At 31.9% G+C, this 25,337-nt stretch carries 26 protein-coding genes and 1 pseudogene; 7 read left to right on the top strand and 20 right to left on the bottom strand.

What is annotated here, in order from left to right; genetic code table 11:
- Position 1 precedes the first annotated feature (1 nt).
- On the bottom strand, positions 2–1,096 hold the full coding sequence (locus tag C8N26_RS12060) for a Nif3-like dinuclear metal center hexameric protein (RefSeq protein ID WP_120187499.1): 1,095 nt from the start codon (positions 1,094–1,096) through the stop codon (positions 2–4).
- A 102-nt stretch (positions 1,097–1,198) separates the two neighbouring features.
- Between C8N26_RS12060 and lpxK the strand changes: the two genes are divergently transcribed.
- A complete protein-coding gene (gene lpxK / locus C8N26_RS12055; protein ID WP_120187498.1) occupies positions 1,199–2,236 on the top strand; it encodes a tetraacyldisaccharide 4'-kinase in 1,038 nt (345 codons plus the stop codon).
- 2 nt (positions 2,237–2,238) lie between these two features.
- Here lpxK and C8N26_RS12050 read toward each other — a convergent pair whose 3' ends face one another.
- Genes C8N26_RS12050 through C8N26_RS12035 form a run of 4 tightly spaced genes read right to left on the bottom strand, consistent with a single transcriptional unit; the run spans position 2,239 to position 5,425 of the window.
- Positions 2,239–3,006, bottom strand: coding sequence for a hypothetical protein (locus tag C8N26_RS12050; protein WP_120187497.1), 768 nt, complete (start codon positions 3,004–3,006; stop codon positions 2,239–2,241).
- Between the two features lie 39 nt (positions 3,007–3,045).
- Complete coding sequence (locus C8N26_RS12045; protein WP_120187496.1) at positions 3,046–4,122, bottom strand: mannose-1-phosphate guanylyltransferase; 1,077 nt, start codon at positions 4,120–4,122, stop codon at positions 3,046–3,048.
- A 7-nt stretch (positions 4,123–4,129) separates the two neighbouring features.
- On the bottom strand, positions 4,130–4,729 hold the full coding sequence (locus C8N26_RS12040; protein ID WP_120187495.1) for a SprT-like domain-containing protein: 600 nt from the start codon (positions 4,727–4,729) through the stop codon (positions 4,130–4,132).
- Positions 4,730–4,744: 15 nt separating this feature from the next.
- Positions 4,745–5,425 (bottom strand): SDR family NAD(P)-dependent oxidoreductase, encoded by a 681-nt coding sequence (locus tag C8N26_RS12035; protein ID WP_120187494.1) that lies wholly within the window; start codon positions 5,423–5,425, stop codon positions 4,745–4,747.
- 74 nt (positions 5,426–5,499) lie between these two features.
- On the opposite strand from C8N26_RS12035, the gene C8N26_RS12030 reads away from it, so the two are divergent.
- The gene (locus tag C8N26_RS12030) at positions 5,500–6,780 is read left to right on the top strand and encodes a metal-dependent hydrolase family protein (RefSeq protein WP_120187493.1); all 1,281 of its coding nucleotides are present in this window, start codon (positions 5,500–5,502) and stop codon (positions 6,778–6,780) included.
- A 65-nt stretch (positions 6,781–6,845) separates the two neighbouring features.
- On the opposite strand, the gene C8N26_RS12025 is transcribed toward C8N26_RS12030, so the two are convergent.
- Positions 6,846–7,898: a glutaminyl-peptide cyclotransferase gene (locus C8N26_RS12025; protein WP_120187492.1), complete on the bottom strand. Its 1,053-nt coding sequence runs from the start codon at positions 7,896–7,898 to the stop codon at positions 6,846–6,848.
- Positions 7,899–8,091: 193 nt separating this feature from the next.
- On the opposite strand from C8N26_RS12025, the gene C8N26_RS12020 reads away from it, so the two are divergent.
- The 3 genes from C8N26_RS12020 to C8N26_RS12010 all read left to right on the top strand — a co-directional run bounded on the left by C8N26_RS12020 (position 8,092) and on the right by C8N26_RS12010 (position 11,066).
- Positions 8,092–8,343 carry a type B 50S ribosomal protein L31 gene (locus tag C8N26_RS12020; protein ID WP_028892937.1) on the top strand — a complete coding sequence of 84 codons (252 nt, stop codon included), beginning with the start codon at positions 8,092–8,094 and terminating at the stop codon, positions 8,341–8,343.
- A gap of 94 nt (positions 8,344–8,437) precedes the next feature.
- Positions 8,438–9,970, top strand: coding sequence for an FMN-binding glutamate synthase family protein (locus tag C8N26_RS12015; RefSeq protein ID WP_120187491.1), 1,533 nt, complete (start codon positions 8,438–8,440; stop codon positions 9,968–9,970).
- A 10-nt stretch (positions 9,971–9,980) separates the two neighbouring features.
- Positions 9,981–11,066: a methyltransferase gene (locus C8N26_RS12010; RefSeq protein ID WP_147418508.1), complete on the top strand. Its 1,086-nt coding sequence runs from the start codon at positions 9,981–9,983 to the stop codon at positions 11,064–11,066.
- Between the two features lie 42 nt (positions 11,067–11,108).
- Here the strand turns inward: C8N26_RS12010 and C8N26_RS12005 are convergent, their stop codons facing one another.
- The 8 genes from C8N26_RS12005 to rlmH form a co-directional block, all read right to left on the bottom strand.
- Complete coding sequence (locus tag C8N26_RS12005; RefSeq protein WP_120187489.1) at positions 11,109–11,732, bottom strand: outer membrane beta-barrel protein; 624 nt, start codon at positions 11,730–11,732, stop codon at positions 11,109–11,111.
- A 54-nt stretch (positions 11,733–11,786) separates the two neighbouring features.
- Positions 11,787–12,956, bottom strand: a complete 1,170-nt coding sequence (locus C8N26_RS12000) for a histidine decarboxylase (RefSeq protein ID WP_120187488.1) — start codon at positions 12,954–12,956, stop codon at positions 11,787–11,789.
- Between the two features lie 230 nt (positions 12,957–13,186).
- Positions 13,187–14,224: a M28 family metallopeptidase gene (locus C8N26_RS11995; RefSeq protein WP_211327806.1), complete on the bottom strand. Its 1,038-nt coding sequence runs from the start codon at positions 14,222–14,224 to the stop codon at positions 13,187–13,189.
- Between the two features lie 66 nt (positions 14,225–14,290).
- Complete coding sequence (locus C8N26_RS11990; RefSeq protein ID WP_317124627.1) at positions 14,291–14,995, bottom strand: ABC transporter ATP-binding protein; 705 nt, start codon at positions 14,993–14,995, stop codon at positions 14,291–14,293.
- Between the two features lie 125 nt (positions 14,996–15,120).
- Entirely contained in the window at positions 15,121–16,152 is a 1,032-nt protein-coding gene (locus C8N26_RS11985) for a FecCD family ABC transporter permease (protein ID WP_120187485.1), read from the bottom strand.
- Positions 16,153–16,731: a non-canonical purine NTP diphosphatase gene (locus tag C8N26_RS11980; protein WP_120187484.1), complete on the bottom strand. Its 579-nt coding sequence runs from the start codon at positions 16,729–16,731 to the stop codon at positions 16,153–16,155.
- A gap of 136 nt (positions 16,732–16,867) precedes the next feature.
- Positions 16,868–17,716 carry a coiled-coil domain-containing protein gene (locus tag C8N26_RS11975; protein ID WP_120187483.1) on the bottom strand — a complete coding sequence of 283 codons (849 nt, stop codon included), beginning with the start codon at positions 17,714–17,716 and terminating at the stop codon, positions 16,868–16,870.
- 93 nt (positions 17,717–17,809) lie between these two features.
- Positions 17,810–18,283, bottom strand: coding sequence for a 23S rRNA (pseudouridine(1915)-N(3))-methyltransferase RlmH (rlmH, locus tag C8N26_RS11970; RefSeq protein ID WP_120187482.1), 474 nt, complete (start codon positions 18,281–18,283; stop codon positions 17,810–17,812).
- A gap of 52 nt (positions 18,284–18,335) precedes the next feature.
- Between rlmH and C8N26_RS11965 the strand changes: the two are divergent.
- Positions 18,336–18,443: pseudogene (locus tag C8N26_RS11965) on the top strand (IS110 family transposase); the annotation flags it as partial.
- 52 nt (positions 18,444–18,495) lie between these two features.
- Here the strand turns inward: C8N26_RS11965 and C8N26_RS11960 are convergent.
- The 6 genes from C8N26_RS11960 to C8N26_RS11935 all read right to left on the bottom strand — a co-directional run bounded on the left by C8N26_RS11960 (position 18,496) and on the right by C8N26_RS11935 (position 24,113).
- A complete protein-coding gene (locus tag C8N26_RS11960; protein WP_120187481.1) occupies positions 18,496–19,896 on the bottom strand; it encodes a gluzincin family metallopeptidase in 1,401 nt (466 codons plus the stop codon).
- Positions 19,897–19,970: 74 nt separating this feature from the next.
- Entirely contained in the window at positions 19,971–20,882 is a 912-nt protein-coding gene (locus tag C8N26_RS11955; RefSeq protein WP_120187480.1) for an alpha/beta hydrolase family protein, read from the bottom strand.
- Between the two features lie 178 nt (positions 20,883–21,060).
- Positions 21,061–21,879 (bottom strand): DUF4393 domain-containing protein, encoded by an 819-nt coding sequence (locus C8N26_RS11950; protein ID WP_120187479.1) that lies wholly within the window; start codon positions 21,877–21,879, stop codon positions 21,061–21,063.
- Positions 21,880–22,006: 127 nt separating this feature from the next.
- The gene (locus C8N26_RS11945; RefSeq protein ID WP_120187478.1) at positions 22,007–22,555 is read right to left on the bottom strand and encodes an STM3941 family protein; all 549 of its coding nucleotides are present in this window, start codon (positions 22,553–22,555) and stop codon (positions 22,007–22,009) included.
- Between the two features lie 168 nt (positions 22,556–22,723).
- Positions 22,724–23,272, bottom strand: a complete 549-nt coding sequence (locus C8N26_RS11940) for a hypothetical protein (protein ID WP_147418507.1) — start codon at positions 23,270–23,272, stop codon at positions 22,724–22,726.
- 253 nt (positions 23,273–23,525) lie between these two features.
- Positions 23,526–24,113: a 2OG-Fe(II) oxygenase gene (locus C8N26_RS11935; RefSeq protein ID WP_120187476.1), complete on the bottom strand. Its 588-nt coding sequence runs from the start codon at positions 24,111–24,113 to the stop codon at positions 23,526–23,528.
- A gap of 362 nt (positions 24,114–24,475) precedes the next feature.
- Here C8N26_RS11935 and nadC point away from each other — a divergent pair, with 362 nt between their 5' ends.
- A complete protein-coding gene (gene nadC, locus C8N26_RS11925) occupies positions 24,476–25,336 on the top strand; it encodes a carboxylating nicotinate-nucleotide diphosphorylase (RefSeq protein WP_120187475.1) in 861 nt (286 codons plus the stop codon).
- The last annotated feature ends 1 nt before the right edge of the window (position 25,337 follow it).

Genomic DNA, 25,337 nt, shown 5'->3' with positions numbered 1-25,337 from the left:
GTTAAATATAGTATATTGGATTTGTACTCTTTTCGCTTAAAATAATTGCAAAAGTACTAAATTTTTTGCTAAGATAATCAACTAAAAGATTTTTTGTAAATTGTTCGCTTTCATAATGACCAACATCAGTCAGCAAGATGCTTTTTTCTGCTTTAAAAAACTCATGGTATTTAAAATCAGCACTTATGTAAGCATCTGCACCAGCTCGCATTGCGTTTTTAATAGCAAAACTTCCTGAACCTCCTAATACAGCTACCTTTTTAATAGGTTTGTCAAGTAATTCAGAATGTCTAACACAGCCTGTTTTAAATGTTTCTTTTACAAATAATAAAAAGTCTTTTTCTTTCATTGCGGATGGAAGTTCGCCAATCATACCCATACCTACGTGTTGGTTTTGATTGTCTAAGGTTATAACTTCATAGGCAACTTCTTCATACGGATGATTTTTAAAGAGAGCTGAAAGTATTTTTCCTTCTGAAAAAGAATCGAAAGTAACCGTAATACAGGTTTCTTTTTCAAACATGAGTTCTCCTTTTTCACCTATAGTAGGGTTAGAGCTTTCGTTTCCTCTATAGCTTCCTTTCCCTTCTACATTAAAAGAACAGTTGTCATAATTACCAATGTTTCCTGCACCTGCTTCAAATAATTTGTTACGAAGATTGTCAGCATTTTGAGAAGGAACATACGTTGTTAGTTTTTTGATGATTCCTTTTTTAGGAATAAGTGTTTTCATGTTTTTTAACCCTAAAACTTCTCCCATTTTTGCTGAGACACCATTATTTACATTGTCTAATGCAGTATGTGTAGCATAAATAGCAATGTTATTTTGAATAGCTTTTAATACGACGCGTTCTACATAATTGTTGCCGTTAATCTTTTTTAGTCCGCTAAATACAATGGGATGAAAACTTACAATAAGATTACAGTTATTAGCAATTGCTTCGTCTACAGTTTCTTCAAGAGTGTCTAACGTAACTAAAACTCCTGTAACTTCAGTACTGTAATTACCTATTAATAAACCAACGTTATCAAAATCTTCGGCATATGAAAGCGGTGCTAATTGTTCAATATAGTTGGTGACGTCTTTTATTTGCATTTGGGTACGTTTTCAAAATATTACTATAGCAAAGTTACAAAGTAGAAAAATGAAAATAAAAGTATCCTGTACATTAATGCTTAAATTATTACTTTTGGTGTAATGAAGCTACTTCGATTTTTATTATTTCCGTTTGCTGTTTTGTACGATGCTATTACGAGAATTCGTAATTGGTTTTTTAATATAGGTATTTTAAAATCTACTTCTTTTGATATCCCAGTGATTGCTGTTGGAAATTTAAGTGTTGGTGGAACAGGAAAATCTCCGCAGATTGAATATTTGATACGCTTATTAAAGGATGATTATAAAATAGCGGTGTTAAGTCGTGGTTATAAACGTAAAACAGAAGGGTTTCAACTGGTAAATGATACGCATACAGCTGAAGATGTTGGAGATGAACCGCTGCAATTTTATAAGAAATTTAAAAAAGATATTACGGTGGCTGTGGATGCTGATAGAACAAACGGAATTCAGCAGTTGTTACAGAATGATATTCCGCCACAAGTAGTATTGTTAGATGATGCTTATCAGCATAGAAAAGTAACTGCAAGTAGTTATATTTTACTAACTAAGTATAATGACTTATATGTTGACGATTTTGTGTTGCCAACAGGGAATTTACGTGAAAGTAGGAGAGGAGCTAAACGAGCGAGTGTGATTGTGGTTACTAAATGTCCTGAGGATTTATCGAAGGCAGCACAAGAAAAGATAGTACGAAAGATAAACCCGAAGTCATGTCAAAAAGTATTTTTTACAACGATTGCATACGACGAAGATTTAAAAGGAACAGAAGAACTAGCAATTTCAGACTTGAAAGATAAAGAAGTATTGTTAGTAACGGGAATTGCAAATCCGATACCATTATTGAACTTTTTAAAGGAAAAGAAAGTAGGTTTTAAGCATTTAAATTTTCCAGACCATCATAATTTTACTCAGCAAGACATTTCAACTATTAAGAAATCTTTTGAAGAGTTACCATCTGAACAAAAAATAATTTTAACTACTGAAAAGGATTATATGCGTTTAGAAGGTAAAATAGATGGACTAAATTATATTTCTATAAAAAGTAAGTTTTTAAGTGAAGATGAAATTTTTGATTCTTTAGTGTTAGAAGAAATAAGAAGAGTAAAAACAAAATAACTTTATTTACTTGTTAATAGGCTTCTAAAAGCTGTGGTATATATTTTTCTTGAATTTTCTTTTTCTTCTTTTGGTATTGGTAAAGTAAATTTCATAATTCTATTAGCATCATATCCTTCAAGGCTAGTACCTTTAGTCTCATCTATAAAGCAAATACTGTGTTTGTTGTGATTTTTGTTTAACGATACGTTTTTCATATAACTAAAGGTTTTAATAATATAGTATTCGTTCATGAGAACTAAGCCATATTTAAAACATTGAATCTCTCTTAGAGGACAGTCTAAAGCGTGTTTTAAGGGAGATATTGAAAATCTGTACGAGAATATTCCCCAGAAAATAGAAATCATTAATAAGTTGTAACCTACAGCTAAAGCAAATTCACCATCATTTTTTAAGTTATAACCCCAAAGTATTAAGGAAATGGAAATAAAGAAAATGAACAGAACAATTATAGTATGTTTTTTCTTTCTTTTTGTTAGGTTTTCTTGAATAAAAAGAACCCATTCACTTTTGGTATATTTAAAATTTAATATAGGTTTTATTCTTTTGTGTTTAATATCATAAATGAAACGTCTTTTGTTAGAATCTATAATGTATTTGATTAAAAGAGAAGAGAATAAACCATAGAAAAAAGCAAAAATAAAATAGTCGGTTCTAGGATTTTGAACCCCTATATAGCCAATCAAGGCTAAGTAAGTGGTTCCTAAAGGTATAATTATAATTGATTTTACAAGAGTAATAAGAGTACCGTCAACATAATTTCGATTCATTTTTATAGCATTTTTTAATGATATAAAGTATTATGACAGTTATACATGCTTTTCATCAAAAGCATCTTTTGCTTCTGTTCGTAGTTGTTTTATGTCTTGCTCTTCTTTACGTGGACAAATAACCAATACATCATCTTTTTCTACAACAATAAAATCTTGTAATCCTTGAACCACTACTTTCTTACCGTTTTGAGTGCTAATCATATTTCCGTTAGCGTCTTTAAAAATAGTATTAGCACCAACAGTTGCGTTTTGATACTTGTCTTTACTTAATTTATTGTATAAAGATCCCCAAGTACCTAGATCGTTCCAGCCAAAATCTACAGGGAGCACATGTACTTTTTCAGAACGTTCCATAATTCCGAAGTCAATTGAAATGTCTTCACACTTTTCATAGTTGTTCTTTATAAAATCGTCTTCAAGATCAGTGTTGTATACATTATTTCCATTGTCTAAAATATTAACCATTTTAGGGAGGTACTTTTTAAAAGTATCTAAAATACTTGAAACTGACCAAACAAAAATGCCGGCGTTCCACAGATAATCACCACTCGCTAAAAATTCTGTAGCTTTTTCTAGGTTCGGTTTTTCGGTAAAGGTTTTTACTTTTTTTATTTCAGAAGAATTTTCTTCAAACTGGATATAACCATACCCTGTATTAGGGTGATTTGGTTGAATTCCTAAAGTCATTAACATGTCTTCTTTAGCACAAGCCTTAAAAGAAGTCTCAATATTCTTAATAAATTCAGTTTCGTTTTCTATCCAATGATCCGATGGAGCAACTAACATCACTGCATTTTTATTTTGCTGATGAATTTTTAAAGCAGCATATAAAATACAAGGAGCAGTGTTACGCATTGCAGGTTCAAGTAATAGCTGTTTGTTGCTAATTTCAGGAAGTTGTTCTAATACTAATTGTTCGTAACGCTTATTAGTGGCAATTAAAATATTTTCTACTGGAATTAATTGATTAATTCTGTTGAAGGTTTTTTGTAACAAAGACTCTCCAGTTCCTAATAAATCATGAAATTGCTTAGGGTACTTTTCAGTACTTATAGGCCAAAGGCGAGAACCTACGCCACCCGCCATAATTACTGCGTAATAATTAGTATTCATACAAGTATTATTTGTTTAAAGCTACTAGTTTCACTTCTGCATTTTGGTTGAATAAATATACACGCTTGTTACTTAAATTTAAACATTCATAGCGTGTTCTTCGTTTACTTCCTTTTTTGTATAAGGTGTCTTTAAATTGAAAAACACTACCATTAGGAACTTCAAAGATAAAATTCTTTCCGTTTTCAGATTGACCTCTTCGTAAAGCTAGTGATAAATTCACGTCAGTATCGGTACTAGCTTTCGGATTTTTTAGGTAGTTGGCTAAATATGGTAGTATATCTTTCGGATAGATTTCTGGTTGTAAAAAAGGGAGCATTAAATGTTGGAATACTGTTTTCCATTCTTTACCGTGGGGTTGTACTCTTCCAAATTTTTGATAAGTAACATGGTGAGCAATTTCATGAACTAACGTCAATAAAAACTGATAAGGGTTCAAGTTGTTATTCACTGTAATTTGCATGTGCCCATTTGGTAAGCGACGAAAATCACCGTGTTTAGTTTGACGTTCACTCACTATTTTTAAATTGATTTTGTGCTCAATAATTAAATATTCAACTAATGGAATAGCTTCTTCAGGGATGTATTTAACTAGTGTTTTTTTCAAATGTAATACTTGAATTTAAGGGGTAGAACTAGAAACTTGTAAAACTTTACCGTTGTAATACTTATTGCCAGTTAAAGCAAAATCAAAAATGTAGTTAGCCATTTCTTTTGCTGATAAAGGTGCTTCATAACCAGGGAAAGCTTCCTCCAGCATTTCTGTTTGTACAGCACCTAAGGCTAAGACGTTAAAAGCTATTTGTTGTTCTTTATATTCTTCGGCTAGTAATTCAGATAAAGTAATTACTGCACCTTTGGCAGAGCTGTAGGCAGCTAATCCAGGGAACTTCATGCTTCCTTGAATTCCTCCCATGCTACTTACAGTTATTACATGACTTCCTTTTTGCATAAACGGTAAAAGGTTTCTAGTTAATTCAGCAACTGCAAAAACATTTACTCTATATACCTCTTCAAAATCTTGTGTTGTTAATTGTTCAAAAGGTTTATTAATCAATTTTCCTGCGTTATTGATGAGAATATCTACCTTCTTCCATTCGGTAGCAACAAAACTAACCGCTTTTTCTATATCTATTTCGTTAGATAAATCAACAGAAATAGTTGTAATGTTTGAATGATTTATTTGCTCTAAAGGTTTTGTATTTCTAGATAATGCTAATACTTGATGTCCTTGATTAGCAAACTGCTGTGCTAATTCAAAACCAATACCTCTACTGGTTCCTGTAATAACAACGTTCTTCATGTAACTGTTAAAATTTAAAAAGGCAAGCTACATAAAAATCACTACATTTATTACTTAATCATTCTTAAATTATCATGAAAAAAAGATTTTTTTTAGTACTGTTTTTAACGATGTCGATTGTTTCATTTGCTCAGAATACCTATATATTCTGCGGAAAGTTAATTGATACAGAAAAAGGTAAAATAAATAAAGAGCAAACCATTGTAGTAAATGGAAATAAAATTATTGATGTATTAAAAGGATATGTAAGTCCTGAAAATTCAGAAGATGTTGTTATAGACTTAAAAGATAAGGTAGTAATGCCAGGGTTAATTGATATGCACGTGCATATTGAAAGTGAACATAGTCCGAAATCAAGGTTGGAAAAATATATTTTGAATGAAGCTGATAGAGCGTATAATTCTGTAAAGTTTGCAGAAACAACCTTATTAAATGGTTTTACGACAGTAAGAGACTTGGGAGGAACTGGAGTGAATATATCATTAGCAAAAGCAATTAAAGCTGGAAAAATAACTGGTCCACGAGTGTTTACAGCTGGGAAATCTTTAGCTACTACAGGTGGGCATGCTGATCCAACAAACGGTAATAGTAGAGAATTAATAGGTAATCCAGGTCCGAAAGAAGGGGTTGTGAATTCGATTGAAGATGCTAAAAAAGCAGTACGTCAACGTTATAAAAATGGAGCTGACTGTATAAAAATTACAGCAACAGGAGGTGTGTTAAGTATGGCTAAAAGTGGCGATAATCCACAATTTAATATTGATGAAATAAAAGCGATTTGTGAAACTGCAAAAGACTACGGAATGCATGTGGCAGCGCATGCTCATGGAGATGAAGGAATGCAAAGGGCTATTATAGGAGGAGTGAAAACTATTGAGCACGGAACTTATATGAGTGATGAAACAATGGAGTTGATGAAAAAATATGATGCATATTTAGTACCAACTATTACAGCAGGAAAAGAGGTTGAAGAGAAAGCAAAAGTAAAAGGATTTTACCCAGAAATTGTAGTGCCTAAAGCATTAGCTGTTGGTCCGCAAATACAAGGAACTTTTAGTAGAGCTTACAAAAGAGGAGTAAAAATAGCTTTTGGTACTGATGCTGGAGTATTTAAACACGGTAAGAATGGAAAAGAATTTGGATATATGGTAGAAGCAGGGATGCCAGCTATGGAGACCATTCAATCTGCTACAGTAACTAATGCCGCATTGTTAGATATGAAAAATGAGTTAGGTCAGATTAAAAAAGGTTTTTTTGCAGACATCGTCGCAGTAGATGAAGATCCTACTCAAAACATCCATACAATGGAAAATGTGGTTTTTGTAATGAAAAATGGAGTGATTTATAAAAAATAAGAGAAAATAAAAAATCCCATTTCTTAATTGTTTAGGAAACGGGATTTTTGTTTTTATGAAGAGATTTATTGTTTGATTAATTCAATTTCAAACAATTTTCCCCAATGCTTTCCTGTAACAAACAAACGATTGTTTTCAGCATCATAAGCAATTCCGTTTAAAACCTCGTCTTGATCTAAAGTTTGTTCTTTTAAAATGATATCACGTAAATCATCTAAACCAATTAATCCTTCAACAACTCCACTATTAGGATCTATGATAGCAATGGTAGATTTAACTTTTCCGTCAGTTTTCCAGTAATTAGAAAAGATTTTACCGTTTATATATTCTATTTCATTTAGTTTGTCTAAAGCTCTATCATGAGTGTATACTTGAATGTTTCTTTTTTCTTGTTGATTTTCAGGGTTTAAAAACCAAATTTTATTAGTTCCGTCAGTTTTTATTAACTCAGAGTCACTGTGTGTTAGTCCCCAACCTTCATTACTATTATCATAATTAAAAGAACCAAGTTGTTTAAAGGTTTCTAAATCATAGATGAAACCTTTACGAGCTTGCCATGTTAACCAATATATCTTATTGTTAAAAATGGTCATTCCTTCTCCAAAGTATTTAGCGTCTAAATCAATTTTTTGCAAAACTTTTCCAGTTTTGATCTCCACTTTACGCAAAGTAGATTGACCTCTACGTCCTGTACTTTCATATAAATATCCGTCTTTGTATTCTAAACCTTGAGTGTAGGCTTCTTTATCATGCGGATAGGTGTTAAGAAGTTTGTAAGAATATACAACAGGCGCTTTTTGTGCTAAAACTTCGATAGAATTGTTTAGTTTTTTAGATTTATTCGGATAAAAAGCCAAGGCGGTAACCTCGTGTTTACCTACGCCAAAATCAGCTGTATTAATTATAACACTAGATTCGTTTTTATTAACACGTTTGTTGTTTACATATAATTGAACAGAATCTATTTGATCACCGTTTAATTGTTCAAATTTTATAGCTGCTTTTTGACCTAAAGTTGTTTTCTTTGTAGTGTCAAGTTTGAATTTGTAATTAGTTTCGCTACAAGAAGTTACGAGTAAAGTAGCTATTCCTAAAGTTAAGAGTGTATAAAAACGCATATGTTTAAGAGTTATTTTCTGTATTTTAAATCTTGTTCTACAAATTAAAGCAAATTATTTGTTTGCAAATTAAAAAAAAGGGTTAAATTTGCACCCTCAAATAGCCATTGCAGGTTTTTGAATTATGAATGATTATAAAGATTTACCAACTTTATATTTTTCAACAAAAATAAAAGATTAAAATTTACAAGAGATGAAAAAAGGTATACATCCAGAAAATTATAGAATGGTAGCGTTTAAAGATATGTCTAACGGAGATGTTTTTTTAACGCGTTCAACTGCTAACACAAAAGAAACTTTAGATGTTGATGGTGTTGAATATCCATTAATCAAATTAGAAATTTCAAGAACTTCACATCCTTTCTACACTGGTAAGTCTAAGTTAGTAGATACTGCAGGGCGTATTGATAAGTTCAAAAACAAATACGCAAAATTCAAAAAGTAATTTTACGTGTTTAATAATATACGAGAAGCTCTGGCTATGTGTCAGGGCTTTTTTTATAGTTAAAATCGTATTTTTGTTCTCAAAAAAAAAAGAAATGAGAGATACTATCTTATCTGTAGTTTTAGCCATTAATATTCTGTGCGGGGTATTAGTATACTTTATGCCAGATATGGGGAATGTAATATTGTTAACAATAGCAACCGCTATTACTTTATTAGCAATATACGACGCTTTTATTCAAAAGAAACACTCGCTAATGAGGGCATTTCCTGTCATTGCTCGTTTGCGATGGGTCTTTGAAGAAGAACGTGAAAAAATTCAGCAATACTTTATTGAAGATGATTTAAACGGAAAACCAATTAACCGTGAAAAGAGAAGTATTGTTTATCAGCGTTCAAAAGAAGAGATAGAAACGGTGCCTTTTGGTACTCAGCATAATGTATATGCAAAAGGGTATGAGTTTGTAAAACATTCACTATTTCCTAAAGACCATCATAATATTGGTGGAGATAGGGTTTTAATAGGGTCTGATAAGTGTTCTCAAAAATACGACGCTTCAATAGTAAATATTTCTGCTATGTCATTTGGTTCATTAAGTAAGAATGCCATTATGGCGTTAAACCAAGGAGCTAAAATGGGGAACTTTGCACACAATACAGGTGAAGGAGGAATATCACCTTACCATTTACAAGGAGGAGATCTAATTTTCCAAGTAGGAACAGGGTATTTCGGAGCAGGAAAAAGTATAGATGGTAAACGTGTTTTTGATCCAGAAGTTTTTCAGCAAAATGCTGTAAGACCAGAAGTGAAAATGGTTGAAATAAAGCTTTCTCAAGGAGCTAAGCCTGGTCATGGAGGAATTTTACCTGCAAAGAAAAACACAAAAGAAATTGCAGCAATTCGTGCAATAGAGCCTTTTACACGTGTTGATTCACCTCCAGGACACTCAGCTTTTTCTAGTTTTGAAGAAATGATCAACTTTATTCAACAAGTTAGAGATTTATCAGGAGGAAAACCAGTGGGGATTAAGTTTTGTGTAGGAGATAACGAAGAGATTGAAGCTATGATTAAAGCATTCGCTGATGCTAATAATTACCCTGACTTTATAGCTGTTGATGGAGGAGAAGGAGGAACTGGTTCTGCACCTTTAGAATTTTCAAATTACATTGGAACTCCATTGTTAGAAGGGCTTTCTTTTGTAAACAAAACATTGAAAAAATACGGGTTAAAAGGACAAATAAAGATTATAGCAAGTGGAAAGGCTATTGATGCTTTTGATATTATTAAATACTTAGCTTTAGGTGCTGATGCTATTGGAATGGCGCGTAGTTTTATGTTGAGTTTAGGTTGTATTCAAGCTCGTGAATGTAACATGGATACTTGTCCAGTAGGAGTAGCAACTCAAGAGAAAGATTTGGTAAAAGCTTTAGTTGTTGAGTATAAAAATGTACGTGTAAAGAATTACCATAAAAAAACCATTAGCGCAGTTAAAGAGATGACAGCAGCTATGGGTAAAGAATCTATCACAGAAATTGAGTCAAAACACATTTTTAGGAGAGATAGAAATGGAGAAATTACTTCGTTAGATAAGATTTATTTTCCAGAAGAAGATGTGTTAATGTATTAAAAACAGTTTGTTGGAGTTTAATTCTCAAACATATCAGTTAGAACGTTACCCCAAAACGTTTGATAAAAGTTTGCGTGCTTGGAGTAACGCCGAATTATTAGTATTAGATTCTGTTACCAATAGAAAAACAGAAACGGTACATCTTTTTAATGATCGTTTTGGGGTGTGGAATTGTGCTTTACACGACAAGAAAGTTACTACGATTTGGACGTACGCTAGTCAGCAAAAAGCAATTCGTCAAAATTTAGAATTGAACAAGTTGTCTGTAGAAGTTGATTATAAAACTCCTTTAGATGATTTAGAGAGTGTTGATTTAGCACTGATTAAAATTCCAAAGTCGATAGAATTGTTTGAGTTGTTCTTACAGCAAATTCATAAAGCTTCGCATGAAAAAACTGAAGTAGTATGTGGGTTTATGACTAAATATTTTTCGGCTTCTTTTATAAAGGTTGCTGAACAGTATTTTGAAGAGGTAGCGCAATCAAAAGCTTGGAAAAAAGCGCGATTATTGATATTAAAATCACCCAAGAAAAAACTACAAAAGAAAGAGCTTGTTAAAACAATTGCATGGAAAAATCATGTCTTACAGCAATATTATGGCGTGTTTTCTTCTGGAAGTGTAGATATAGGAACGCAATTTTATTTAGAGAACTTACAATTAAAACCTAATGAGTTAAAAGTATTAGATGTAGCTTCAGGAAATGGTATTATCGCTTATGAGGTAATGAATCAAAATCCACAAGCAGAAGTAACTTTGCTAGATGATTTTAATTTAGCTATTGAGTCATCTAAAATTAACTTAGAAGGGAAAAAAGCACAGTTTGTGTGTGATGACACTTTAGAAAAATTAGATAAGAACTCGTTTGATTTGGTAGTGTCGAATCCGCCTTTTCATTTCGAACATGAGAATAACATTGAAGTGGCACTCAATCTTTTTAGGGGTGTAGAAAGTTGCTTGAAAGTAAATGGTAGGTTTTTGTTAGTTGCTAATTTACATTTGAATTATAGTACGCACCTAACAAAGCTTTTTACTTCGGTAAGAGTGTTACAACAAAATAAAAAGTTTCAAATAATAGAATGTATAAAAAAACGCTAAGAATTTTCTTAGCGTTTTTTGTTTGATTTGTAAACTTTAATACTACCAATAATATGATAGGCCAAAAAATAAATCAGTTGAGTTGATGCTAAAATTAAAACTGTCGAATTTGCTATTTGAAAAATCGGAATCTTCTCGGTCTATTTTAGAATAACCTAAACTACCTATATTAGCTTCTAAGGCAATATTTTTGTTTAAAAAATAAGTCATTCCAGGTCTCATTCCTATAAAATATTGGTTGGTGCTTCTTTCGTATGGATCAGGAGTAATATTGTTTGAATAGTCAGAATAACTATAACTAAATTCTCCTTGTAACGAAATAGTTAATTTCTTTCCAAGTGGAAAGTGTTTTTTGATATAAGGAAAGATTTGGTACGAGTTACCTTTTCCAATTTCACTCCCTGATTCACTTTTTGAATACCCATATCCTACACCTAAACCTATAATTAAGTTGTCGTTAATAGTGTATCCTACCTTAGGAGAGAAGTTAAAGTTAAAATATTTAGAAGTTTCAGGAGAACCTTCAAATTCATTATTACTTTTTCCAATTGAAAAATTTCCAGCAGTATACCACGTACCTTTATCAATAGTTAATTTTTCTTTTTTTTCTTGCCCATAAGCAAATGACAATGCAAAAAGCATTGTGCATAATAGTAATTTCTTCATAATTAATTTTTCTTTTAAAGTAGCCGAAAGTACTGTTTATAATTTAACTGAATGTTAGCTTAATGAAAAATCATAGGAAAATTCCTCCTCAATAATCTGTTCTGTACAATTTTTTAAATCGTTTACAAATTCATCAATTTGAGTTTTTGTTACGTTAGGCATACAAATGACATGAGAAATGTTACCTTCAGTAGCTAACTGCCATTTATCTTTAATACTTTGTGGAGTTTTTGGTAGCACTACAGTGATAGCATTAGGATTTCTCCAAGCATTTATTCCAATTTTTTGTAATTCAGCTTCGCAATATTCAGCTACAGCTAAACTATGCTCGTAGCGTTTTTGTAGGCCTTCAATACCTAATTGCTTTAAGGCGTACCATAAAAATAACGGTGAATGTCCGTTACGAGAACCTGTAATGGTAGTATCAAATGATCCTATATAAGAAATGCCTTTGGCGATTCTGTCTCTGTTTGATCGTTTAGCCATTAATACTCCAGTCGGTATTGGTGAACCGATAAACTTATGTCCACTGATAGAAATACTATCTGCACCATCCATAAAATCAAATGGTAAACGGGGTTGCATAAACGGACCAAATGAACCAGCCAAAGCAGCGTCACAGTGAATATAGTGGTCTTGAATCGCTAGGTTGCTTAAAATTCCTTTAATTCTGCCTATATCGTCTTTAGCTTCTTTCATGGTTGTGCCAAAAGTAGCCAAAACGATTACTGGTTTATGACGATTCATACGAACAGTATTTTCAAAATCTTCATAATCCATTTCACCATTTTCTTGCGATTTAATTACAATGCTTGGAATATTTAGTAGGTGAATGTTTTTACGTACACTATAATGTGTAGATTCAGAATAGTACACCATAGCTTTAGGAAACAGTTCACGGGCAATATACAAACCATATAAATTACTTTCAGAACCACCATTAGTTACATAACCCCAAAAATCTTTCGGATTAGCTCTAAATAACTTAGCGAAAAAAGCTATAACTTCACGTTCCATTTCGTGGGTTTGTACGCGGTAAGTGCCTTGTTCAAAAGGATCACCAAGGTTGTTAATTGGGTATTGAAAGAATTTATTTAGTTCAGAATAGTCAAAATCTTTTGATACTGGATATCCTAAAAAAGTATCACGAGCAGTGCTTAATTCTTGCTCTAGTTTATGTAGTTTTTCTTGATCTTCTACTGATAGTTTTTGCTCGTTTGCCATGGGTGAAATTTTAAGCGGGCAAAAGTAAATGAAACAATATTGTTTGTCATTTAAAAGGTTAAAAGTTAGATTATTTTTCTAATTATTTTTTTTTAACCGTTAAATAATCTATTTGCTGTTTGTAAAGCTAGTTTTTAGTGAAGGATTTTAATCTGAGTTGTTAGTTAAGCATAAAAAAAGCTCATCAATTTGATGAGCTTTATAACTTGTAATTTAAATTTGGATAGACCTTAATTAGCAGCCTTATCAACAACAACACGATTTTCGCGATTAGCAACTTCCCATGCAGTATGGAAAACTAAGCGAGCTCTGTTTTCTAACATTTCATAGTTAATTTTGTCAGGTGTATCGGTTGGTCTATGATAATCAGCATGTGTTCCATTAAAATAAAAAATAATAGGAATGTTATGCTTAGCAAAATTATAATGGTCTGAACGATAATAAAAACGGTTAGGGTCGTTATCATCGTTGTATTTGTAATCTAAGTCAATGTTTGTATATTTTTTGTTCATAGCTTCTGAAATATTGTGTAATTCAGTACTCAATTTATCAGAACCAATTAAATATACATAATTAGGATTTCCTTTGTGGCGATCATCAACTCTACCAATCATATCAATGTTTAGATTGGAAACCGTATTTGCTAATGGGAAAATTGGATTTTCAGTATAATACTTAGAGCCTAATAATCCTTTTTCTTCTCCTGTTACGTGTAAGAATAAAATAGAGCGTTTAGGGCCTTTACCAGCATCAGCTGCTTGTTTAAAAGCTTCCGCAATTTCTAAAATAGCCACTGTTCCAGAACCATCGTCATCAGCACCATTGTATATTTCACCATCTTTAATACCTTCATGATCTAAGTGAGCAGAAATAACAATTATTTCGTTTGGTTTTTCAGTTCCTTTGATGTATGCAAGAACGTTTTCAGAATCTTTTAAAATGATTCCTCTACGGTTATTACTTAAATATTCAGAAGGTACTTCTTGATAATAATCATCGCCACCTAGCGGAGAAGCAATTCCTTGACTTACGTAGAAATCTTTTAAATATTTTACCGCTTTCTTTTGTCCAGGTTCACCAGTATTTCTTCCTTCAAACTCATCAGAAGCATAAATAAATAAATGTTTTCCTAAATCTTTAGCAGTAATGGTTTTGGCATATTTAGCAGCAAAATCAGTGGTAGTATCATTGTCGGTACTAGCTGTTTCTTTGCTAGAACCACATGCTACCAATGCAATTGCACCTACCATGTAAAGTAATTTTTTCATCAATAATTAAGGTTTGTTTAGTTTGATTAGTATCCAAATGTAACAAAATGTTACAGGGATTCAAATTTAATTTTTCTTAATAACGAATTGTTCTAACGTTTTGTTAAAACTTATAAGTTCTTTAGGAAAAAGTTCTTCAAAAGCATTTTGCTCAATCAATTCTTGCGAAGTACCTGTATATAATTGACTTTCTGAAAGTAAAATAAACTCATCTGCTAATTGAATAGCTAGGTTTACTTCATGTGTAGAAATGATGATAGTTTTACCAGTATTTTTTACTAATTTTTTTAAGAGGGAAAATACTTTGAATGTGTGGTGTATGTCTAGGTGAGCAGTAGGTTCATCCAAAATAATGATTTCGGTGTCTTGGGCTAAAGCACGGGCAATTAGTACCCGTTGTAATTGACCATCGCTTAACTCGTAAAAACGTTTGTTTTTTATATGTGTAATTTCAGTTTGTTCAATTGCCCAGAGAATCTTTTTTAAGTGTTCTTGTGTGAGTTTGTCAATCCAATTGGTGTAGGGTTGTCGTCCCAAAGCAACTAATTCAAAAACGGTTAACTGACTTAAAGGTAAACGTTCGGTTAGTACTAAACTTAAACAAGTAGAAAGCTCTTGGTTTGAATAAGAAGAAAGTTCTTTTTGATTGATTTTTACAACACCTTTTAAAGGTTTTTGAACTTTAGAAATAGTACGAAGTAAGGTTGATTTTCCAATTCCATTTTTTCCTAACAAAGCAACAAATTTCCCTTTTTCAATAGCTAAATCAATGTTTGAAGCAATAAGAGTTTCTTGCTTTTTTGATTTATAACCTATTGAAAGGTTTTCTGTTTGTAAGACGGTATTTTGTTGTTGTTGCTTGATGTTTACTTATTTAATTGTTTATAACCTTAGTTTTATACATATATTTTCTTCTTTCTAATTAAAAGCCAAATAACTACAGGAGCCCCAAATAACGATGTTATTGCATTAATAGGTAAGGTAAACTCGCTTGTAGGTAATTGCGCTATACTGTCGCAAATTAAGAGAATAATTGCTCCAATTAAAGCAACTGCAGGCAATAATATTTTATGGTTTGAAGTAGAAAAAATCATTTTTGCAATATGGGGAACAGCTAATCCAACAAAAGCAATAGGACCTGAAAAAGCAGTGATTACTCCTGTAAGAATACTTGTGATTAGTAAAATTATATTTCTACTTTTTTTGATGTTGATTCCTAAGCTTTTTGCATAGTTTTCTCCCAATAAAAAGCTGTTTAAAGGTTTAATAACTAAAAATGTTCCAAGAATTCCTACTAGGTAAATAATTCCAAAAACAGAAAGTTCAGCCCAAGTTAAGTTTCCTAAGCTTCCAAAACTCCAAAATAAATATTGTTGTATTTGTTCAGCTTCACTAAAAAAAGCCAGTACGCTAATAACTGCGGATGTTAACGAACCAAACATTAATCCAATAATTAATATAGACATCGTATTACGAACTCTGTTAGCAGCTATAATAACGGAAGATAATACTAAGAAAGATCCTGCACTTGCTGCAATGGCTAACGCCCAGTTAGAGTAAATAGCAACAAGAAAAAATCCTCCAAAAACACTAGAACCTAAAATAAGCAATGCTACACCAAGGCTTGCACCAGAAGAGATTCCTAAAACAAAAGGACCAGCAAGCGGATTTCTAAATAAGGTTTGCATTAACAAACCACTTATAGAAAGTCCTGATCCTACTAATATTGCTGTAATAGCTTTTGGTAGTCGGTAGCTTATAATAATGGTTTCCCAACTACTTTTTGAAGCAACACCTCCTGACAGTAAGTTGAAAATTTCTTTTAAAGGTATAGAAACAGACCCTAAACTAATGTTTGTAATAAATAAAACAAGCAGTATTACAAATAAGAGTATAAAATGTGTTGTGTATGTTTTTGATAAGTTCAACTAGTTTATTGATTTTAGAAATGAAACTAATTGCTGAATAGCTAATCCTCTATGACTAATGTTGTTTTTTTCTTCAGCTGTCATTTCTGCAAATGATTTATTGTATCCTTCAGGTTGAAAAATAGGATCATATCCAAAACCTTTTTCACCTTGTTTAGATGTTAAAATGGTTCCCTTACACACTCCGTCAAATAAAAATTGTTCCCCGTTTAAGTTTAAACAAATCGAGGTTTTAAACTGAGCGTCTCTATTAGTTTGGTTATCTAATTCTTGTAAGAGTTTTTGCATGTTGTTTTCTGCATTGGTAGGTTCACCTGCATATCGTGCAGAATATACTCCAGGAGCCCCGTTTAAAGCAGAAACTTCTAAACCTGTATCATCGGCAAAACAGTTGTAACCGTATTTTTCGCTAATGTGATTGGCTTTAATTTGAGCATTTCCTTCTAAGGTTGTAGCTGTTTCTTCAATATCATCAAAACAATTAATATCTTTTAAAGAAAGTAACTCAATAGTAGTAGGAAGCATTTTTTGTACTTCAGCAAGCTTATTTAGGTTGTTAGTAGCAAAAACTAATTTCATGTATTGGTAATTAACTAAAGCAAATGTATTCAATTTTTATCATCTTTACTTGTGTTTTTCTTATTTGTAGAAGGAATACTGTTGCTTAAAGCGTTAACATAGAGAAATAAAAAAAGAGGCTTGAAAGCCTCTTTTTTTATCCTTTTATCTTTGCTAATTCTTGTTTTTTAGCGTCTATTTCGTTTTCAATTTTTAGCAAACGAGTTTCAATTTGACTAATAATAGCTTCTTTTCGTTCGATACTTTCTTTAGAGGTAGAAGCATCTTTTTTAGCTTCTTCTAGTTTAGATTTCATTTTAGCTAAACCTTCTTTTCCGCTGATTAAAATTTCTTCATTAATGCTAATATCATCTTCAAGATCGCTGATTAATGTGTTTTTTTCTTTGCTAATGTTTTGCTCTTTAGCTTTAATTTGATTGCTTAATTGCTTCAATTTTTCTTCTTCTAAACGTAACGTTTCTTGCTCTTTTAAGTAAGCTAATTCTCTAGCTTTTCTTTCTTCATCTAACTTTTTACGAGCTTCTTCAAGCTTTTGCTTTTGTAAAAGAATTTCTTTTTGCTCACTACTAATGTTATCGTCATAAGCAACCTCAGTGTTTTGAGTTGTGTTTTCAACTTTTTCTACAGGTTGCTCTTTTTTAAGTTTTCTAGCTAATTTTCTTTCCAGAGTAGCTAAATCTTTTTTATGTAAATCTATTTGAGAATTTAACTTGGTAAGTCTTTGTTGCATATTCGCAACGATTTTTTCTTTTCTTTCTACTTCTTGTTTTGTAGCCTTTTTGCTGTTTTTAAAGCGCTCTAAGTTACCTTTTACACGTTTTAAGGCTGTAACGCCGCTCATTAAAATCTCTTCATTAGCACTAATTTGGCTTTGTTTGTTTTTAACTTGAGCTTTTAAAGTTTTAATATCGTCCTGGGCTGAAATTTGTTGTATACTAATAAGGGATACAAAAAAGATTGAAACTAATAATCTTAATGTTTTCATTTTAATAAGTTTTATTTTTCGGGGCGCAAAAATATAGCTTATTACTAAAAGAACATTGTTTTGTTGAAGGTTTTTTAAGAATGAAAAAAAATGCTATTCATGATGGTAAGGTTCGTTACGTAAAATGGTAAAACCACGGTAAATTTGCTCCACAATAAATAAACGAATCATTTGGTGAGAAAACGTCATTTTAGATAACGATAATTTTCCTTGCGATTTTTGATAAACAGCTTCTGAAAAACCATAAGGTCCACCTATAACCAATACTAGTTGTTTAATACCAGAGTTCATTTTCTTTTGTAAATACTGAGAAAACTCCATAGAAGTGTGCTGTTTTCCTTTATCGTCTAATAAAACTAGTTGGTCTGTAGGTTGTAATTTAGCTAAAATTAACTCACCTTCTTTTTCTTTTTGTTGAGACTCACTTAGGTTTTTAACATTTTTAATGTCAGGAATAATGTCCAAGTCAAACTTTACATAGTGTTTTAATCGGTTTTGGTATTCGTCAATTAATTGCTGTAACTGCTTATTGTCAGTTTTACCTATGGCGAGTAGTTTTATTTTCATAGGGCAAAATTACGAATGTTTGACAAATTTTAAAGAGGATAGTTTTTAGGTTAAAAAACTTGCTTTAATAGCGGTGTGTAATAAGCTACTAAAACAAGCTTTTGCAATAGTAAAAAGTGGTTTACCTTATGATATGAACTATAAAAGTACTTTAGTTTAAAAAAGTATAAAATTTACTTGTTTTTACCTCAGTTCTTTGTTTTAGGTGGGTTTTATTCCGTTTCTATTTTTTTAATTGCATTTTCAAGTGATTTGTCACTCTCAAAGTATTTGGTTTTTAAGGTGTTTAATTCCTTTTCATTTTTTAATGTTTGCTGTAATGTCGAGATTAAAAAATTGTAATCGGTGAATTTAGTTGGTTTAATCAATATTCTATTTAACCATTTCCACATTTCATTTTCCCCAATTTCTTTTTTAATAGCAAGGAATATTATTGGTGCATAATTGTAAACATATAATTGTCTGTTGTTATATTCAGAATCAGATTTTATTTTAGCAAAAGGTGTAGCATTAAATTTTTCTAAATTTTTAATTTTCTCATTTACTTTTTCCTTGTAAACATCTTCTCCTATAAATTTCTTTGTCAATTGTAATGATAAGAATTCTGAAAACCCCTCACTCATCATATCTCCAAGTTCAGAATTAAAGACTTTGAAAGTGCCGAAATAGAAATGACCTAATTCGTGAGCTATAAAAGGACGATAAAAATTTTGGTATTTTGGCTCAACAATGTTTTTTAGGCTATTTTTCCAACCAATACTCATAATTGTTGGATATGAAACAAACATCCATCCGTCTTTTTTTGAGATTGGTGTTGTTTGAACAAAACTAACTGGTTGTTCAAAAGATATATTTAAATTTTTAGAGTAAAAGTTCTTATAAGAATTTATAAGCTCTCCAAATTCTTCTACCTCTTCATTATCAAGACCTGAATTCAAAAAGTAAGTATTATTCAATTCTGCAAAATCATAGTTGCCGCAAAAAAGTGTCAATTCTTGTGGACTTTCACTCTTAAAATTATATGATTGTGCTTTAATTGGTTTATTACCATTCATGTATAATGTATTGCAGTCAGAACAAGTTAGTTCAATATTGTATTTTATTTTTTCTAATACTTTGTCGTTTGTAATATCGTACAAAATTGGATACCAAGCGGATTGACGTCCATCTGAACGAACCGAATTTCGATTAAATGCTATATTTCCTTTCCAATCTTTTCGGCTGTAATTTTCAATCGTATCTTTTACAACAGGGAACTTACCTACATATTTAAACTGAACGGATTCTGGAAGAAACTTACCTTTTCCACTATTATTTTTAAAAAAATAGGCGTTACTTTCCCCTGTTGATAGGCTGTCATTAAGTGATTTACTGTAATAGATTAAAAAATCATTTGGTTTTTTACTTCTCATATGAAGTATATTCATTCCTGAATTTAGACGGATAAAATAATCTTCAATGTGAGGTATTTCACTTAATGTTAAATCACATTCAAAAGTTCCTTCTGTAATTGAAATCTCAACTTTTCCAGTTAAAATAGGTGTTTTTTCCTGTGCCAAAATATTGATTAACGGAATAGTTAGTAAAAGAGCTATTAATAAACTTTGTTTCATTTTTGTATTATGTTCGGTTTTTCAGAAGTAGGCGAGAACAAGCAATTACTTATAGCCATCCTAAGTTTGTATTTCTATTTATTATTCTTAATTTCCGATGCCTTTCGTTTTATCCAATTGACAGAAATATTTATTGGTTCTGTCATATTGGTATTATGTCCTAATGATGGAAACAAAACATACTCAAATGGTTTGTTCTCTAATTTTAAAGCATTTAGATGCTCAATACACATCTTCACAGGAATTTGAATATCTTTTTCTCCAAAAACCCAAAGACCAGGAATTGATAATTCTCTTAAAACCTCTTTTGGGTCAGTAGCTTCAAATTGAAATTTGTCAGGGTCGTTTTTAATATGTTCACGTGCGTCTTTTTCTGTGTGATTATCCCAAAAATCGGTTCTCCCATTTGTGTAAAATTGAAATCTCAATTGTTCAAGTGTAGTTATTGTAGGGCTACTCATTAAGACCATAAATTCCACTAATGGATTTTCTTTTACTACAATTGGGATTATCCAACCTGCTTGACTCGCACCAATAAGTCCAATGGGTAAATCTTTTTCTTTACTATGAATTAAATTAACAGCGGAACTTGCATCTTTTGCTAATAGGTTTAGATTTTCAACACTAATATTATTCGTTCCAACTTCTGGTCCTGCATAAACTCCACCAGATTCTCCAACCCCACGTTTATCATAGGTCAATACTAAAATGTCATTCTTGGCTAACAATTCAGCAAACTTTGTCATTCGAGGTACTTGGTCAGAACCGTGCACAATGACAACTGCTGAATGTGGATGATTAGGACTATAAATTGTACCAGCCAATTTAACCCCTTCACTTTCAAAAGTTACATTTTCTGTTTCTATAGAATCAATCGATTCAGTTTTTTCTTGAGTAGGTGTTGTATTTTTTTGTTCTATTGATTTATTGCAACTAATCATTGTTACAAATAGAATTAGTAATAAAAGTGGACTTGTTAATTTCATTATATAATTTTCTTCATAGTTTTGGTCGGTTTAAATTGCTTACAACGTGTTTGTATAAGATTAGTTGCGTGGTTTAGCACTTAACTTTGCAAGTACAGACCAAACTGAAATCCGCGAGGATTTTCAGAAGTAGGTGAAGGCAAGCAATTACTTATAGCCATTGTTGGCAGTAGTATTTTTATTTTTTTTCAATAACAACGTTTTGAACAAATTGTCTTCCAAATTCAGTTAGCCTCACTAGTTTCTTTTGGAAATCAACTGTTCTTTTTAGTTTAGATGTAATTTCATCTTTTATTTGGTCTAATTCTGGGTCAGTCGTCAATGCTTCATAGGTGTTTGGTGCGGTCATTGAAGTTAATGCAGGAATTTCTAAAATTCCTAATCGGCATAAGTTATCAATATATGCTGGCACTAAATCTGACCTATCTAATGCTACTTTCTTATGGAAATGCCCATAATTTGAATACAGGTTTGCGTATCCTTTACCATCAGTTAATTTACCTCTAATATCAATTAATGGATGCGAGCTTTGTGTTGTAAACGCTTGTAGTAAAAGAGCTTCGTCACTAGTTAAATTTTTTAAAGTCTCTACAAATCCAGGATGAGCTTGATGTATTGTTTCTTTGTCCATTGCGGTCGCTAAAAGGTTAGCATATAGCTCTCTTAAATTCACATCGTGCCCCGAAAACCTTAAAGCTTCAATTGCTGGTCCAGCAACTTGTGGTGGTGGTGTAGTGATATTTTCTTCAGGTACATTTTTGAGCTTTTCTGAAACCCTTGTAGAAATAAAATCCTCAATTTTTTCGTATCCCCAAACCAATGCTTTTATTGGTGCAAGTGCAATATTTACAGTTTTAGATACCGTTTCTAATGATTTTCCAATTTGTTTTGCGGCTGGCTGAACTGCATCTTGGTAAACAGGAACAGCTTTAACTAATCCCGTTACAGCATCTATTGTCGCTTTTACATTTGTCTCTTTTTCTTCGTTTTCTTCCATTTTCGTTTATATTACTGCCAACGGTTTGCATATGGCTTGTGGCGGTTTCGAAGCACTTTCCTGTCGCCCGAAACAAAAGTTGGCTACGGAGCGAAAACCTTGCTGGTAGCTGTTCACCCGCCATAAGCTATATGCGTTGTTGTGCCTCGTTCTTATATTTTTCAAAGTATTTGTTCAGAGTATTCTTCAGTTCAGTCGAATTAATATTAAGTCCTGAAGCAGCGATGTTAAATGGTGATTCATAGTTGTTGATATTGAATTGCATCATTTTTTTTCTAATCATATTTGTTTCTTGCTCAAGCCAGTATTCAGGATTCATGACTCTTATTATGAGTATTCTTGTGCTTTGAATTTTTATTTCTTCAAAGCCAATTATTTCTTCCCATTTAATAAACTCAGAAGTTGACTTTTTTGGATTAACGTTCAGTCCGATTGGGTCAATAATCAAAGCGATTTCTGACTTTAAAAGTCTTTTGATAGAAACAAAAATTCCCAGTCCGAAGAATAGAATTGATGCAATACCGATTGCTCTCGTGAATAATGGATTTCTTGCTCTCCAACCAGTCAAGTTGTCGGCTTCCATTACAAGCCAGATTCCAAGAGCAACAAATGCTAAGGATCCGAAAAGAAGTAATAATGATTTCTTTTTACTGGTGTAGATTTCTATTCTTTCCATTTTCTTTTAATGAGGCACAACGTTTATGTGTAAGGATAGTTGCGTGTGCAAGCAACTAACTTACTAAAAAGGAACGAACCAGAGGAAAATCCGCAGGATTTTCCGAGTAGGCAAGAACCAAGCAATTATTTTTACACGGTGTTGCCACACGTTTTTCATTCCAATTTGTTAGTCAAAAAACATCTTGTCCAACTTCTCTTTTTTATATGCTTTTACATATTTTTTTGTTTTTGAGTTAATTGGAACGTTGTTGTTTTTATCTCCTATATATTCCAGCAAAATTTTTGCTCCACCGATTTGGACTTCTCTGACATCTTCTTGTTCACTGTATTTTTGTCCGTTAATTTTTTTACAAGTCAAAATTCGGCCGTGATTGATTTTTTGGTCTAAACCATAATGAATCATTGCAACTGTATAAAGAAATTGTTGTTGATTTTCATTGGTCAGAGAAGTGAAAAAATCTCCAAAGGTTGGTATTCCCATTCCAGTATCTTTATTCATCCAAAATCCGACAATTTGTGTTGCAGAAATGAATTCCTTTGATTTTACGTTTACTGGATTATCAAAGATGTATTTCGTTGCTTTAAATAGCAAAGGTTCATAATTTTTATATTCAGGATTTTCATCCGCTTTCATATTATTAAGGGATTCCGATAATTGTCCGAAGACTATCATTGGCAAAATCAATAATAAAATAAGATGTAATTTTTTGCTCATAGTTTGGTTTTTCAAATGTGTGGCAACTCGTTATATGCCAAACTTTAGTTGTTTTATCCCGACAATAGCATGGGATATCAATAATAAAGGATAGCAATTTTATAGGTTATCAAATATAGCAAAATCAATACTTTACCAAAAAGAAAAGTTATTAACGAGTTATCGGGATTTGTTAATTAATTATATAATTCCTAAGAATCTAATACAATAGCTATATACATTTTTACGGAATTCCATAAGCTCTCTTAATAACCTACCTATACGGAGGACCCGCAACCCAACCAACAATAGACTTACGAACCCCTTTGGTAATAGGAGTAACACGATGCATCATAAAAGAAGGAAAAACAATAATGGTACCTTTCTCTCTAGGAGCACTTACAATTTTCTGATTAAACATAAACTGTAAATCACCACCCTCATACTCATCTGGGTCAGATAACTGCATGGAAATGCTCAACTTTCTATCAGAAATTTCACCAGCACCAAAATCTAAATGCCAATCAAAAAAATCACCCTCAGTATAACTAGCCAATTGCAAATTGTTATGAAATCCCAATAAATCAAACCAATACCGTTCGTTATTACACTTAATAGCCAAACCAGCCAATCGGTTGTAAATCCATTCGTTTTCAGGAGTATTATCAATAAACATCACATCACTTTTTCGAAGCTCATCATCATAAGTGTCTGCTCCGCTCAGCGTAGCTTTAATTTTTTCATTATCATCCCATAAATTAAGAATTCGTTCCGTTTCATGCGGAAGAAATAACCCATTATAATGCACGAATTCAGCAAAATTATGTTTCAACGGAAGACCAAAAGGATAGTTTATTGCCATATTATTTAAGTAGTTAAAAGCGAAGAAAAAGTAAGCTTTTCTTTATAAAAATTAGGTTTTTAACAGCAAAGTATAAAAAAACAACCAATAACCATAAAAAGCATACCGTAAAAGCAAGTATTTTAACCAAGAGTGTTAAATAGTAAGTAATAGCTTTCAGTTTTTTAAAATAATGGCAACCCTTTTAGCCCCAAAAACAAGATTCATTTTAATAATTATAAAACTATTAAACATTAGAAAAAAACTGTAAAAGTTGTAGAACTTTGTTAGCAAAGGAGTGATAAAAATTATCAAACAATAAACTAATAACTCAAAACGGAGAACTAAAAATAGTTGTATTTTTACGTCAATAATTCAAAACTATGATTTCAAAAGAACAATTTAATAAAGAGTTAGATTTAATTATAGCCAATGCTATTAGAGAAGATATAGGAGATGGAGATCATACCTCATTATCATGTATTCCTGCCGATGCAAAAGGTAAAGCAAAGCTATTGGTAAAAGACGAAGGAGTAATTGCTGGGGTAGAATTTGCTAAAATGGTGTTTAATTATGTTGATCCAGAATTAGAAGTAGAAACCTTAATAAATGATGGAGAAAAAGTAAAGTATGGAGATATTGTTTTTTACGTATCAGGAAAATCACAATCCATATTAATGGCAGAACGTTTGGTGCTAAATGCCATGCAACGTATGAGTGCTATAGCAACCAAAACCAAGTTTTTTGCAGACCTGTTAGAAGGAACCAAAACTAAGGTGTTAGACACCCGTAAAACAACACCAGGAATCCGTGCTTTAGAAAAATGGGCAGTAAAAATAGGGGGTGGAGAAAATCATCGATTTGCCTTATACGATATGATAATGATTAAAGACAATCATATTGATTTTGCAGGTGGAATTACACAAGCAATAACCAAAACTAAGAAATACCTAGCGGAAAAAGGACTAGATATTAAAATTATTGTGGAAGCACGCAGTTTAGAAGAAATTGAAGAAATTTTACAAAACGAAGGTGTGTATAGAATTTTGATAGATAATTTTAACTATGAAGATACCCGAAAGGCGGTAGCAATGATAGGAGATACTTGTTTAACAGAATCTTCTGGAGGAATTAACGAAAAGACTATTAGAGCGTATGCAGAGTGTGGTGTTGATTTTATTTCGTCTGGAGCCTTAACACATTCAGTATACAATATGGATTTAAGCTTAAAAGCAGTCGATTAAT

It is taken from the genome of Tenacibaculum lutimaris, from assembly GCF_003610735.1.
In the GTDB taxonomy this organism is placed as follows: Bacteria; Bacteroidota; Bacteroidia; order Flavobacteriales; family Flavobacteriaceae; genus Polaribacter; species Polaribacter lutimaris.
This window is presented reverse-complemented; position numbering and strand designations above follow the sequence as displayed.